Annotated in this window: 7 protein-coding genes; 1 reads left to right on the forward strand and 6 read right to left on the reverse strand. The window is 59.7% G+C overall.

All coding sequences use genetic code 11. The annotated features are described in order from the left end of the window. Positions 1–22 precede the first annotated feature (22 nt). Together BM400_RS16750 and BM400_RS16755 are read right to left on the reverse strand one after the other, a co-directional pair. A complete protein-coding gene (locus tag BM400_RS16750; RefSeq protein WP_089840892.1) occupies positions 23–2254 on the reverse strand; it encodes a GH92 family glycosyl hydrolase in 2232 nt (743 codons plus the stop codon). Positions 2255–2356: 102 nt separating this feature from the next. After that, complete coding sequence (locus BM400_RS16755) at positions 2357–3712, reverse strand: winged helix-turn-helix domain-containing protein (protein ID WP_141223979.1); 1356 nt, start codon at positions 3710–3712, stop codon at positions 2357–2359. 153 nt (positions 3713–3865) lie between these two features. Between BM400_RS16755 and BM400_RS16760 the strand changes: the two genes are divergently transcribed. Then, positions 3866–6541, forward strand: a complete 2676-nt coding sequence (locus tag BM400_RS16760) for a glycosyl hydrolase 115 family protein (RefSeq protein WP_089840896.1) — start codon at positions 3866–3868, stop codon at positions 6539–6541. Positions 6542–6554: 13 nt separating this feature from the next. On the opposite strand, the gene BM400_RS16765 is transcribed toward BM400_RS16760, so the two are convergent. The 4 genes from BM400_RS16765 to BM400_RS16780 all read right to left on the reverse strand — a co-directional run bounded on the left by BM400_RS16765 (position 6555) and on the right by BM400_RS16780 (position 15284). Further along, positions 6555–9362, reverse strand: coding sequence for a bifunctional diguanylate cyclase/phosphodiesterase (locus BM400_RS16765; RefSeq protein WP_175529082.1), 2808 nt, complete (start codon positions 9360–9362; stop codon positions 6555–6557). Positions 9363–9406: 44 nt separating this feature from the next. Continuing rightward, complete coding sequence (locus BM400_RS16770; protein WP_342714597.1) at positions 9407–10066, reverse strand: biliverdin-producing heme oxygenase; 660 nt, start codon at positions 10064–10066, stop codon at positions 9407–9409. An 861-nt stretch (positions 10067–10927) separates the two neighbouring features. Beyond that, the gene (locus BM400_RS16775; RefSeq protein ID WP_089840902.1) at positions 10928–12205 is read right to left on the reverse strand and encodes a histidine-type phosphatase; all 1278 of its coding nucleotides are present in this window, start codon (positions 12203–12205) and stop codon (positions 10928–10930) included. Positions 12206–12281: 76 nt separating this feature from the next. Next, positions 12282–15284, reverse strand: a complete 3003-nt coding sequence (locus BM400_RS16780; RefSeq protein ID WP_175529083.1) for a TonB-dependent receptor — start codon at positions 15282–15284, stop codon at positions 12282–12284. Between the last annotated feature and the right edge of the window lie 117 nt (positions 15285–15401).

Consider the following 15401-nt stretch of genomic DNA (forward strand, 5'->3'; position numbering starts at 1 on the left):
TTAGTCGGGCGTTAGAACTCTGTTAAGACTGCGCAGGATGCTCACTCATCTCGAACACCAGCTCTCCTCCACCAACAATCTCCTGGTGGAGCAGATACATCCTCTCCAAACGCCTGCCATTCAACGTCACCGAGCGCACATAGAACCTCCCGGCCTCCGCACCACGCGCAACGATGTGAAGACGCTCGCCGCCCGCTACATGAACCGTCATCTCGTCGAAGTGCGGCGTCCCAATCGAGTACCGCGGCGTCCCTGGCGTCACCGGATAGAACCCCAACGCCGACATCACATACCAGGCGGACATCTGCCCTGCATCGTCATTGCCAATCAGACCGCTCACCTTGTTCGTGTACAGCCGCGTCATAATGTCGTGGACATGAAGCTGCGTCTTCGCCGCAGCCCCAGCATCGTCGTACAAATACGCAATATGGTGGCTCGGCTCATTGCCCTGGTCGTAGGTCCCGCTGGCAAACAGCCCATCCAGCTTTTGGATAAAAGCCTCCGGCCCATGCAGCACCGCAATCAGCCCCGGCACGTCCTGCGGTACGGAGAACGTATCCACATACGGAGTCGACTCGGTGATGTAACTCGCCGTCGCCTTCGGATCGAAAGGAGTCACCCAACTTCCATCCGCGTGCCGTCCCCGCGCGAATCCCACCGCCGGATCGATGACCTTCCGCCAGTTCCCGGACCGCCCAGCAAACAAGGCAGCATCCTCTTTGTGCCCGAGCGCCGCCGCCAGCACGCCCACCTCGTAGTCGTCGAACGCATAGTCCAGCGTCCGCGACACCTGTTCGTCCCCATGGAACGCGTACGGCACCCGATCCTCCAGCGGAAGATACCCATACTTCAAATACGACGCCAGCGCCCGCCGCCCCCGCCCGTCCTTGTACAGATCCAGGTCTGCGGGATCCTCCATCGCATTCTTCCGCATCAGCGCATAAGCCTCCTCAGCATCAAACCCGCGAATCCCCTTCACATAGGCATCCGTCACAATCGCCGCGACATGGTCTCCCGTCATCTCCGCCGTATAGTTGTTCCACGCCGGAAAGATCGGCAGAAACCCACCCTGCTCGCCCTTGGCAATCAGCGACCGGATCATCTCCGCATCGCGCTCCGGCTCCACGATCGTCAGCAGCGGATGCACCGCGCGATACGTATCCCAGACTGAAAAATCATCGTAGTACGTGAATCCTTTGGCCAGCTCCGTCTGCCCCTTGCCGGCAAACCGCGGATACGTCCCGCTCCGGTCCGAGACGATCCTCGGCAGCAGCTTCGAGTGGTACATCGCCGTATAAAACACCGTAAGATCCGGCGAGTCCCCTCCGACCTCCACCTGCCCCAGTGCCTTTTCCCACGCTGCATGGGCCCGCGCTGCGGCTGCATCGAAGTCCCAGTCCGGCATCTCACCCGCAAGGTTGCGCCGGGCCTCCTCCACGCTGGTAAACGATGTGCCGATCCGCACTCTAACCGTATGATCGGCACCCAGCCCAAACGTGACAAAAGCCCCCGGCGCTCCCGCCGTCGACTCCTGCTCCAGCGCTCCATCGTGCCTCTGCCCACCCGCCCACGTGCCCCCAACCCGGAACGGCCGGTCGAACTGCACCACCACATACCCGGAAAACCCCGCCGGCTGGTCCGCTCCCGCATAGATCCGATACGCCGGATTCTCCCCCGTAATCTCCTGCCGCACCGGATCGATCCGCATCGTCCCCTTGCCGAGTCGCAGGTTGCTCTCCACCGCTAGCCAGCCCGTCTTCCTCCCCGGCGCGAACCGGAAACGCATCATGCCCGACCGCTCGGACCCTGTAATCTCCGCATGAATCCCGCTATCTGCCAGATCCACGGTGTACTGGTAAGGGTGTGCCTGCTCACTCGACCGCGAGAACGCCGACGATCGCTCCGCCGCCTCCAGCTTCGAGCTGTCGTTCAGCGGCATCACCGTAAAGCTCCCGTAGTCCTGCGCGCACGATCCGGAGAGAAAATGGCTCCCGCGAAACCCCTGGATGCGCGTATCCCCCGCATAGTACGGCGCCACACACTTGATCTCGCCCGCCCGTGTCTGCGGCGTCCAGTGCGTCATGCCGAACGGGACACCCGTAGCCGGGAACGTCTGCCCCTCGGAGGCAGTCCCAATCAGAACGTTCACCCGGTCGGCCAGCGACGATGCAGGACGGGTCTCCCTCACCTGGGCCAGGTTCGTAAGAGCGGTGAAGGCGAGCAGAAGGGCGGAGAATCGCGAGTAGGCTGACATGGCGACCCATTGTCGCTGTCGCACAGCACGCCACACCAGTCAGTAACCTGTGGATTTACGTCAGACCTTACATGTTAGAAGTTGCCCAGGGCCGTCAAGGATTCAGCGCGGATGCCCCCGGAACGCCTTGATCGAAGTGCTCAGCGTCGTACCCTCCAGACGCGACGAAAACAACAGCACCTCAAAGTAGGGATACTGCCCCGCTGGCATCCTCTGCCGAATCGCCTCGATCCCCGCCGTAGAGGTGATGAACTCACCCGCTGCCCGGGTTCCCTGCGAGTCCGTGCCCGCGATAATCAGCGTCGAAAGATGATCGTTCAGGTTCGGCACAAACGCCACGACGCTGTACGCATGATCAGGATCGCGAACAATCTCATAGACGCTCTGTTCCCCAGCTGCGGGTGCCCGGTTGGCAATATACGAGCGGTGCAGCGCAGGGTCATACTCCACAAAGAAATTCAGTTCGTCCTTATACAGTTCCACCCACGGATTCGACTCACGACTCCCAATCAGAATCACGTTGTTGTTCTTGATATTCTGCGCCGTATACGCTCGCGCCGAGGCCAGCCGCAGGGCCGGTGAGTGCGCGTCCAGCGCCATAATCCGCTCCGCAGCCTCAAAATCCCCCACGCTGCCCGTATTCCGGTCCAACACCTGATTCAACGCATCCCGGGTCCCCGCCGGCAGCCCCGCCTGCTCCGCATAGCTCTTGTATTTGTAGTCGAGATAGTCGTCCAGCGAGATCGGGCGATGCAGCAGGTCTTCGGCCAGCGCATACGACGTGTCGGCAGTAACGATATCCACCGCATCCCCACTCGAAAAGAACTGCGACCAGAAAGCCGACATATCCGCATTAGCCTGCCACGGACGAAGCTGCATCCGCAGCGCATGGACCTGCCAGGAAAAGAAGCCGCACCCACCCACCGCCAGCAACAAGGCCGCACCCAACAGCCATGCGAGCGTCGAATCACCCAACCCACGCGTTGACCGCCCCCCCTCAGCGGGCGCATCTCCAGAATCAGAACCCGGAGCGGCAAGACCCTCATCCTCCGCCTCTGCCGCGGGCGGTTCCGGAGCAGGAAGCTCCCTCTCCATCGGCCGTCCGACAAAGGACAACACATAACCGCCCCGAGTAATCTCGACGACGATCTTCTCCTCAGCGCCTTCCTCCTGGAAGTAGTGAGCCAGCCGCTTCCGCAGCTCCGACACATTCACCCGCACAATATTGTCGATGTTCGTGTCGTAGTCGTCAGGTCGCCCGAAGACGGCGGCGCCGATCTCCTGCTCGCGAATGTTGGCGCTGCGCGCCTGCATCGACCGCATCCCGAGATACTGCAACAACTCGCGCAGCCGTGCCGATCGCTTCAATTCTTGGCTGTTGACCAGCCGTCGCAGAAGCTCCTGCGACTCTTCAGGGCTTACCTCTACGCGCTGTACACCGGGAACGACTGTCGACACGATCTCTCCGCTGGGCTACCTTAAAACGAAACCGTCCAAACGCACCTCTCATCCTGGCGTCATCCAGACAGAACATTCCTTCGATTATAGGAAGCTGTACATATTCTAAGGACACAATCTGGCATCCACCCTCCATGCCATGAAGGAATCATCATGCATCATCGTTTTTTCGCGATCCTCGCGATTCTAGCCGTCTCGCTCATCCCCATCCACGGCCAGACGTCAACCAGCCTCTACGCTCCAAGACCGGCACTGCGAGTCGGCACCATCCCCACGCGGGATTCCTTTCCGCTCGTCGCCCACGGCCACGCCGCCGCCATCTATCTTGCCCCCCAGGACGATGCCCAGCTCAGCGCTACGGTCACCGCCTTCGCCTCCGACGTCGCTCGCGTCACCGGCATCCAGCCCCGCATCGTCCACTCGCTCGAAGGCCCCCTTCCCGCTTCGCTCCTCATCGTCGGCATCATAGACCGCTCCCCCGCCATGCGCCGCCTGCAGGCCTCCGGCACACTCGGCCTCTCCGCCCTCTCCGGCCAGTGGGAGTCCGCCATCACCACCGTCGCCGACCACCCCCTTCCCGGCGTTCGCCGCGCCCTCATCGTCGCCGGCAGCGACCGGCGCGGTGCGGCCTTCGCCCTCTTCACTCTCTCCCGCCAGATGGGCGTCTCCCCCTGGAACTGGTGGGCCGATGTCCCCGTCCCTCACCACGAAGCCGTCTACGTCACCGCCAGCCACATCGTGCAACCACCTCCCTCCGTCCAATACCGTGGCATCTTCCTCAACGATGAAGACTGGGGTCTGCGCCCCTGGGCAGCGACGAAGATGGACCCAAACCTCCGCAACATCGGCCCCAACACCTACAACCGCATCTTCGAGCTCCTACTCCGCCTGCATGCCAACTCCCTCTGGCCGGCCATGCACCCCGGAACCCTGCCCTTCAACGCCGTCCCGGAGAACGCCCAACTCGCCGACCGCTGGGGCATCGTCATGGGCTCCTCACACTCCGAGGCCCTACTCCGCAACAACGTCGGCGAATGGAACGAAAAGACCGACGGCCCCTGGAACTATCAGCGCAACAAACAGGCGATGGATGCCTACTGGGACAAACGCCTCGCCCAGAACGGACGCTATGAAAACTTCTACACCGTCGGCCTCCGCGGCGTACACGACACCGGCCTCGAAGCCACCGGCGACGACCAGGTCAAGGCCCGCCTCGTCGAACAGGCCATCTCCGACCAGCGCGCCCTCCTCGCGCGACGGGTCGACCCCCACCTGGGCAAGATTCCGCAGGTCATCTGGCTCTACAAGGAGTCGCTCGAGCTCTATCGCGCTGGCATGCAGGTCCCACCCGATGTCACCCTCGGCTGGACGGACGACAACTACGGCTACCTCCGCCAGCTCCCCACGACCGCCGAGCAGCAGCGCCCCGGCGGCTCCGGCGTCTACTACCACGTCTCCTACTGGGGCTTCCCCCACGACCATCTCTGGCTCTCGACCACGCCACCCGCCCTCATCCGCGAGGAGATGACTAAGGCCTACGACCACAAAGCCCGCCGTTACTGGATCCTCAACGTCGGCGACCTTAAACCAGCTGAAATCGACATCGACTATTTCATGCAGCTCGCGTGGGATGAGCCCGCGGTCTCAGCCCTCACCCAGCAGGAGTTCCTGCGCCAGTGGTTCGCCGAGCAGTTCCCCACGATCGACGCCTCCGCGACCGCCCAACTCATGCAGCGCTTTTACCAGTTGAACTTCATCCGTAAACCTGAATTCATGGGCTTCAACGGCTACAACGACGACATCCGACGCACCGCCTTCAACCCTCTGGCCTGGGGCAGCTCCACGCTCGGCCAGAATGGCGACCGTCTCGCCGCCTGGTCCAGCCTCCGCCAGCAGGAAACCGCCCTTGCCAGCTCCGTGCCGCCAGCCTCCGCCAACGCCTTCTTCGAGCTCGTCGGCTACCCCGTCGAGGCGGCCGCCGCCCAGAATGAAAAGTTCCTCGACACCGATCAAACCTACCTCGACGCGTCGCTCCATAACCAACCCGCCCTTCAGGCCGCGGCAGCCCGCGCGCACGCCGCCTACGACACCATCCAGTCCCTGACAGTTCGCTACAACACCCTCGAAGGGGGCAAATGGGCAGGCATGATGTCCTCCTCGCCCCGCAACCGGCACGTATTCGAGATGCCCGCCACCGCCACCCCAGCCGACGCCGCCATCCCCCTCCCAGCATCCTGGCAGGCAGCGCCACCCCAGCCAATCGCCCCGTGCTGCCAAGGCTTCTTCGAAGACAACGCCACCGTCTCCATCTCGGCCGCACACTTCACTCGCAAACAAGATGGATCAGCCTCCCACTGGAACATCCTCTCCGAACTCGGAATCTCCGGCAGCTCTGTCGTCTACGGCTCACCTGGCCGGCTCGCCAACGCGCTCGCCTCGACCTCAACCCAGCCCTGGCTTGACTACGAGTTCACCACCATCTCCCACGGCCCAGCCACTCTTTCCGTCTACCTCCTCCCCACCTTCCCGCTCGACGCCGCCCATCGCCTGCGCTTCGCCGCCGCCCTCGACGGTCAATCACCCACGCCCCTCGACGCCGGAGCCACCGGCGAATGGCACGAAGACACCGCCCCCGTCTGGGCAGCGAATGTCCTCCGCAACGCCGCCGTCGTCACCCTTCCCCTCGGCAACCTCACCCCGGGTCGTCACACCCTTCGTCTCCTCTATGTCGATCCCGGTGTCGTCTTCGAGCATCTCGTGGTCACATTCCCGGGAGCTCCACCCGCCTATCCCGTTCCCCCCGAAACCGGCCATCCAGGCACCCCATAACCCGGAGCTCCGTTCACCCCACGCGAAACTCCCCGTACCCATCCGCGTGCGCGGAAAGATACCCCTCCACCGCCTCTCCCCCCATGGGGCGTGAGAAGTAGTACCCCTGCGCCCTCGTGCAACCAAGGCTGAGCAGTAACTCACTCTGCGCCTCGGTCTCCACGCCCTCCGCGATCACCGCCAACCCCAGCGTCTTGATCAGGTGCACCATTGCACTCAGAAAGTCTCTGGACTTCGCCGAGCCCGCGATATCCCGCACGAAGCTCCGGTCGATCTTCACCAGATCGACCGGCAGCTTTTGCAGGTACGCCAGCGACGAATACCCTGTCCCGAAGTCGTCCACCGAGACGCCGAATCCAAAATTCCTCAGGTCGCGCAGGGTGTCCACGGCCAGATCGCGCATCAACACACTCTCCGTCACCTCGATCGAAATCGCCTTCGGATCGAGAGAATACTCCCGCGATATCTCTGCGAGATAGGCGACAAAGTCGGGCGAGATCAACTGCGGCGCGGCGACGTTCACATGAATCGTCAGCCTTCCGCCAAGGGAAACCGACCAATGTTTCAAAGCCTTCGCGGCCTCCCTCACGACCCATCGGCCGATCGGCAGAATCAATCCGGTCTCCTCAGCGATCGGAATAAAATCGACCGGCGGAACCACACCATGCTGCGGATGATGCCATCGGATCAACGCCTCGAACCCATAGAGCGACTGGTCGGAGAGAGAGACGATCGGCTGATAAACCAACCGAAATTCATCCCCCTCCAGTGCGCGATAGAGATCCTGCTCCAGTTCCAGCTTTGCGGTCGATGCGTCCTGGGTCAGCTTATCGAAGGAGATCGAGCGGTTGCGGCCCGAACGCTTGGCGAGATGCATCGCCGTATCCGCCGCCTGCAGCAGCTCCTCTTCCCCCCCATGTGAGGAATGAGCGACCCCAAGACTGGCGGTCGCGCGGAATGGCCGTCCATGCACCTGGAACGGGGTAGCAAGCGCTTCGGCAATCTCAACAACGATCGTATCGACTTCTTCGGCGGTCATTCCGCTGCAGAACATCGCAAACTCATCGCCGCCCAACCGCGCTAGCAAAACATCGTTCACAATAAAACGGGAAAGCCGCCGTGCGACTTGAATCAACAGATCGTCTCCTGCAGCATGCCCAAAGGCCTCATTGATGCGCTTGAATCGATCGAGACCGATCAGGATCACGGCGGCCGGATAGAGATCCGAACGTTGCTTCCACTCTCTCAGCTTGTCTTGGAAATGGCGGCGGTTCGGCAGGAGCGTAAGAACGTCCACCAGGCTCGACCGCGAAAGAAGGCTCTCGGCCTGAGTCATGATGAAGGCCGAGAGCGCTCGCTTGAGTTCGCTCACGGCCTCCAGGTCGACGGGCTCCCATGGAAGCGAATGCAGTTCCACCAGCCGCTTCCATACATCGAACGACTTCCTCGGTGAGATCCGGCCCGTCTGGGCATTGATCTGCACCGCCTTTTCGGGATTCCCGCCCCACTTCACCGTTCGCACCACCTCGGGACGGAACCAGAGGATGCCATCGCTCGGGCTGCCGAGAATCGACATCAGCAGAACCCCGCTGGCGACGTCACGCAAACGTTCGAACTCGGGCAAAGCCTTCGCCAGGGAGTCGAGTGAAAAGTGTTTATCCGTGCTCAGCGCGCGCAACTCGCTCATGACAATCAGGCAGTCGTCCAGGGCTGGCGTAGCTCCAAGGCAAAGGTTTTTCCCGTCGAAACACAACAGAGCGCCGCTCGCGCCAACCAATTCCAGGACGGAGTTCTCAGCAGCAGCCAGACCATCCGCAATCGATCCATGACGCTGAAACGATTCCGCGATATGGCTTACCATCTGCTTTCTGCGATTCGTGTCGTTGGAAAAATCCTGTTCGATGGCCTGGCGCAACATGAAAGAAATAATCTGGCTCAGGAGATCGCAACTGCTCCGCAACGCGGGTGATGGAAGTTTCGGATCGCGATGATGGCATACAAAGAGCCCCCACAACTGCTCATCCACGATCAGCGAAAGCGTCAACGTAGCGCTCACGCCCATATTCTTCAGATACTCCACATGAATCGGCGACATACTGCGCAGGTCGCAGAAAGTCATATCCAGAGGCGGAGGATCGCTTCCGGGCACGACATGCGCCAGCAAAGGCACGGGAACATAATCCACATCACACAGCACTCGAATCCTCTGCAACAGATAGAGCTTGCGCGCCTGCGCCGGAATGTCGGAGGCAGGATAGTGAAGGTCGAGATACGGATCCATCGCCGCGTCACAGTCCTCCGCTACCACATGGCCATTTCCATCCTCGTTGAAGCGATAGACCATCACGCGATCGTAGTTCGTCAACTGCCGCAGTTGATGCGCCGCCGCCTTCAGCAGATGCTCCAGATTGCAGGCAGCGCGCATCGAGTCGATCACCATCTGAGCGCGCGCCGGAAGCTTCTCGTCGTCTTCAACGGACTCTACTCGTTGCACCTCCAGATACAACAGTCCGTTCAAATGGCGGATGTCGAAGTGACACAATTCGCCGTCCTCGATCGGCAGCGTGACAAAACGATGGGTCTCCGGAAGAATCAGTCCGCGATCGTCACGACGAACAATCTGCTCCGCAATCACGGATCCAAGGCACGCGGTGATCGGCCTGCCAAGAATGGAGGCGGCGGACATCCCGAGCAGCCCGTCAGAATTTGCGCTGACGTAACGCACGATCATATCCGGCAGACCGGCAACGATCAGCACACCATGAGGCTGAATCGACCCGGGAATATGAATCGGTTCCCTCTCACAATTCGACAGGTCCACTGGATAATTCGATTGAACGTCAATGGGACTTCCAGTCACATCGCTCAAGCCACCTCCTCCACCACCAGCGGCAGCATCCAACGATGGAGTGCCTGAAAGGTTGCGTTGGCTCCTTCAATCACGCCGCCAAGCTCCGCTGGCTCTGCCGCGCAGTACGCATCTAGAGAGCCGCGAAAGTCAGCCCAGCGAGCACCCGTCTCCGCGCCATGCCCCTCAAAAAACATCCAGGCACCGGAGATTTCGGAACTCATCCGCGGCAACAACTCACGCAGAATCATACGACCGCCAAGTTTAGAGCCTTCCAAGACATAAAGCGCACCCAGAGCCTCCGCAAAGCGTGTAAGCCGGGGAAGCGCATCACCCACAGCCAATTCAATCGTGCGGAGATCGCAGCCGAGCGCAATCAGGTCCTGGCGCAGTGCCCGGGCCTGCCCCAACACGTCGAGATCAATCTTCCAGGACGGCCACTCATGGAAACCGCGAAGAACCTCCTCGAGCGGAAGGTATATGCCGAAGAAGCGACCCAGCCAGTCGCGATAGTCCCCGCTCGTCTGGATCGAGTCCGGCAACGCCAACGCACGTTCGATGCTGAGATGCGCCTCCATGGTGGCCGCACGCACGACAAGATGTCCTCGACGCTCACACGCTTCTTCTCCAGACAAATGACACCGCTCTCTATTGGACTGTCGACGCGAAGCAAACACTGTTTTCGTGCAAGTGGGGATTGCTCTTTAATATCGTTGGCAACTGATGTTGTCAACCCGACAATGGCTTCTTGCGCATTTACTCTCACAAATCCTGAGTCAAACTCAGTCATTTCACAGAAGCAGGTTTCCCAAAGGTAGAGTATTTTGTAACCAGTCAAGCGACAAATGACCCAAAAGCACAGCGATGAAGCCGGGGCCAGCGCTCCAGCGGATCCAATCAGAACCCATGGACTTGCCACAAGACCCACCCTCAAAAGGCGATGGTCACAAAACCGGGAAGAAGGATTCAGAATGAGGAAGCTCAAGGCCCTGTCAACCAGCTTGCGATTCCACCGCCGCAGGAACTCCGATCTGCGACACTTAGGGCATAACGGCAACGAGTGCATCAACCAAATGCTTCCGAGACAAAGTGAGCATTTCTTACAATTCCTCAGAGGTTACCGCTAACTACATCGTGAGCCGCAAGATGAAATTGATATATCAAAATTGATTTTCACAGGGCAAATAAACTTGATCCCGTATTTCATCATGCAAGAGGGGGCTAAACTCCCATAGCGATGAAGAGCGTCAATCAGTGGTCGTCCGCATGGAAATGAGGCATGGACGAGACAATCAATCACGAAGAAAAATCTTCCGCGTATCATTCGCCGAGTTCGTCTAGGATACTTTCGATGTCCTCCACCCTCCGCCGGCCCCGACCACCTCTTATTCCCGGAAGGGTTGTTGGACACTGACTGAGACAACCCCTGCGAGCGACTCCCTAAGTGATAGACAAAGGATTGTGTTCGGGAGAAGGTGTCATACGAATGCCTTCGGCGTCATCAAGACAAGACGTGATCAATCTGATTCAAGCACCACTCATCGTTGAACGTCTTCCAGCGTTCGCATAAAGTCAGACCACGAACAGGAAAAGTCTACACGGCTGCAGCCCGGCAGGAATACTGGCACACGCTCCGGGGGCGCATCCAGCGTAAGCACGGTCGTATTGCGCATCTGCTCCAACGTCTGCACGCTGAGGAAGACCTTCACCGTATAAGCTGCCGTATCGCGCCCCTTCCATAGCTCGAAGATGAGTGTGCTGCCCGGTGCCGTGTCATCGCGCCGCTCGTCCGCAATCCAGGTGAGGTTCAATGCTCCGGCCATATTCAGGATGTTCGTATCGTGCCCGACGAGAAACAAGGCCTTATCCGTGGGCTTCGAAAAAACTCCCGGCATCGGATGCTGCTCAACTGCCTGCTGCATCGCACCCTCAATCTGTTTAAGCAAATTCGAGGCTTGCAACTTAGCAATCGCCGGTGTCCGCTGCGTAAAATCGGTCGCGGCGGTATGCAGAGCGATCAGCGAACGAATGGTCGCACCATCCGCGCAGCCCCAGCCAACCTGCTGTTTGTCCATGCCTTCGGTATATTCGAGCAAAATATTTTCAACCAGGGTAGAAGCCGTGTTGAGAGGACTGCGTAGCTCCGCAAGGTGATCGCCTTGTCCGGCTTCGAGCGTGGACGGTACATCGAACAAAGAACTGCGCTTTGCTGACGCTGCCGTTTTCCCGCACGTACCAAGCAGGTGATCGAAGGTGGCGATCTGCGCCCGATAAGCCTCCGTTGGGTTTCCTGCACTTCCACCAATACGCCCCGCGATTGCCGCGACGGCAAGGGCGCTGTCTGCACGGGCTACTTCCTCAGACGGAAGATGAAACAGCGGATCATTCGTTCCCTCCTCACGCGAACTGACAGCGATCCCGCACCCAGGAAAGAGCCCTGCCGCAAGGGCGTTGCCCGTCTCCCGCGTTCTCTGGTCGGAGTCGGCGTAGAAGCTCACATGACCTGCCGCCTCGCATCCCGCGGCCGCAAACAATCCTTGCTGCGCCAGCTTCTGCCGGTCATAGGCGCCAAACAACTCCATCAGCCGGTATCCATGGGGCGTAAGGATACCGGGAGCCACCGGCCAAGTGGGCCATGCGGCACTCGAAAACTTGTCATACTGTGCCGCCTTCCCAGTTGGAGAGCGAACTCCATGACGGCTAAAATACACCACGAATTTGAGGTCGGCGTTCGTGGTTGCGGAGCCCCTCTGCGCCAAAAGAGCAGGAGTGAGGAGAGCAAATACAGCAGCCAGTATCGCGAAGAGCTTTGCCATGAGTTTCCTTGTAAGAGTGTTGAACGACGCGCGGAGACAGATCGAGGCAGCCACCGCTGGCTGCCTCGACAGGTGGTTAGCGCTTCTTCGCGAAGTTGTAGCGGAAGCCTCCGCTGAACGTCGGCTTGTAGTACTCGCGCTGGTTCACGAATTGCGTGCTGCCCGTGTAGTAACCGAAGACTTGATTGTTAAGATTCAGCCCCGAGATCACGGCATTCAAACCGTTGTAGATGCGATACGTAGCCTGAGCATCGACCTGGAAGTGAGGCAGCGTGTACACGTCTCCCGATGGTCCCTTCGGTCCGAGTCCGCTTGGATCTGCCCCACTGACGAGCGTCGGGGAGATCCAGTTGTAGCTGAACAGGCTGCTGCCGTTGTAGGCAAGTCCGACACGCGCTGAGAAGCGTTTGGTATCGAAGGTTGGGCTCAGATTGAAGGTATTGCCAGCCTGGTCGATCAGCGTAGGATGATCGGTGCGTAGCGGCACGCCCTTCTCTTGCGAAGCCGTATAGCTGTAGTTGGCCGAGACACCAAGGCCGCGCAGCACGCCCGGGAGGTAGCTGAGGTGCTGCTGGAAACTGACTTCAAACCCGTACAGGTATGCGTTCTGTCCATTGACGTACTGCGTGATCGCATCGCCCGGATACTGAGCAATCGCGTTCTGTACCGCAACGGGAAAGTAGCCCGCGGGAAAATTCGAGAGGCTCAAGCCGCCGGAGATGGTGGTCAGAAGCTGTGGTGCCGTGAGCTGCTTGAAGAAGAATCCGGCCTGCACCATGCCGAGTGGACGAAGGAAGTTCTCATAGAGCAGGTCGTAACTGTTCGCATGCTCCGGCCGGAGGTTGGAGTTGCCGATGGTCACTGCGACAGGACTCGCCGAGCTATCCTCGGTGATGTAGGGGACAAGCTGATAGGCATCGGGACGTGCGATGCCCCGCGAGAAGACAGCACGAAGCGCGGAGTCGGGTGTCAGCCGGTAACGTGCCTGAATGCTGGGCAGCACATCGATGTAAGAAGGTGTGCTCGAGATGCCGATCGGCACACCGCAGCCCGTGTTGCTCGATCCTCCGCAATGCGGATCCCCCGCCTTGTATAACGTGACGTTGTACCCGAACGCATCCATGTTCGTCGCCTCAATGCGCACGCCTGTCTGCACATGCAGCTTGCCGAAGTCGATGGTGTTCATCGCATAGCCAGCCGTGATGCGCTCAATCGTATGAAAGAGGTTGGGATACGTCGCCGCAGCAGTCTTAATTCCGTCGAGATAACCGGAGTAGTTCTGCAACGTGTAAGCCTGAACCAGGTTGAAATCGGATACGGGCCCGTAGTTGCCGCCGAAGTAACGTCCGTTATAAAAGTCTGTGTTTACGAAGCTGCTCTGGAGTTGCGCGATAGTCGGCGTACCCGAACCGGCCTTCGTTGACCAGCCATCGTAGACGTTTTCGGTTGCGTTCTGGTACTTATGCGCGTTGCTGAATTTGAACCCCGCCTCGAACGTTCCGAAGTGATCGCCAAGGTTGTAGTTTTTCCCCGCCGACAGCGAAGCAGTCAGATCGAGCTGCGCGGTCAATCCCTTCGACGTCGTAACGTCCTTCAAGATGAAGTTGTTGGGGTTTTGTAAAGGAGAGCCTGCACTATCACAGTTGCCGAAAGTCGGATGATACAGGTCCGCCTGAGCGCTGGGTTGAAAGTTGCAGAACACCGAAGGACCGATCCACGAGAAGTCCGCCTTCGGATTACCTGCCGAGCTGTTCTCATACGACCGGGCAGCCGACCCCTGCCAAAGCAGCCAGTAGTTACTTTGGTAGTCGCGTCCACCGACGATAAGGTCGCTCACCGCCGAGTCCGGCCGCTTCGAAGACGTGTAGAACTTCGGCGCCGAAGACGCCACGGTAGGGCTGGGCGCAACGATATTGGCTCCGTTATTGCATCCACCCACAACCTTCGAGGAGCACGTCAGCGGCGTCGACACCGGCGACACGTACCACTTATCTCCCCAGTCCTTGAAGTCCGAATAAATGCCATGCGCGTAGACGCTCACATTGTCCGAAAACTTATAGTCCGCACTGCCGGCGAACCCGTACCGTTTGCGATAGTAGCGATACTCGCGGATCGTATTGTTGTCATAGAACGGCGCGGAAAACGTTGAGAGCGGATCCAAAGATGGTTGAATGTTGTCGATGCCGCGACCGTTATAGTCAAACGCGCCGTTCGCCAATATGCCGAACCGCTTCGTCGTCCCAAACCGCTTGCCGACCGTCCCGCCATAGTCGTACGAGCCTCGTCCGTTCTCAATATTTGTGCGCCCGCCATCGCCAAAGAGGTTGATCGTCGGCGTCTCACCGGCCTCCTTGGTCCGCAGATTCACAGACCCGCCAATGCCATTGGCATCCTGGTTTGCCGAAAGCGTCTTGTTCAACTCCACCGCATCGACAAGGTCCGAGGGCAGCACATCCAGACGAACCTGCCGCACCGTAGGCTCAGGAGAAGGCAGTGTCACACCATCCACCGTCACGTTCGTCAGACGAGGCTCCGTGCCGCGCACCTGGATATAAACGCCCTCACCCTCAATGCGATAAAGCGTCACGGAGGGAAGACGGCCAATCGCATCGGCCACGTTCGCATTCGGCAGCGAGCGAATGATCTCTGCGGGTAGCACCTGCAGAATATTGTCCGCGTTGCGCGTCTGGTTGATGGCCTCAGCCTCGCCATGTGGACGATCCGCCGTCACAAGGATCTCCTCGCTGTTCGACGCGACCTTCAATCTCAGGTCGAGGTCCAGCGCCTGACCGGCAGTGAGGTCCACCTCCGTCTTCTGCGTGGCAAATCCGACATACGAGACGGACAGCGTGTAGTGGCCAGCGGGCACGGCAGGCAGCGTGTAGGCGCCCACGCTATTCGACACGGCGGTCACGCCTGTGGGCGCAAGCTGCACCTGCGCTCCAGTCACGCCGGCGTCCCTTGGATCCAGCACAGCACCGCTGATCACGGCCTTGGCATTCTGCGCGAATCCAGCGCACGTCAAAAGCAGAATCGTAAAACACAGCAATGCGTGGCGAAGACGATAAGCGACGAACATAAGACCTCTTCCTCGGGGAAATAGCTGCGCAAGGCAGCGGAGTGGGGAACAGGCCGGAGTATGGCAGTCGTCTCTATGCCCAATCTGAGGAAGCTCCAAACACTTCGCCGTTTTCAC

The sequence above is a fragment of the Granulicella pectinivorans genome (genome assembly GCF_900114625.1).
GTDB classification, from domain to species: Bacteria; Acidobacteriota; Terriglobia; order Terriglobales; family Acidobacteriaceae; genus Edaphobacter; species Edaphobacter pectinivorans.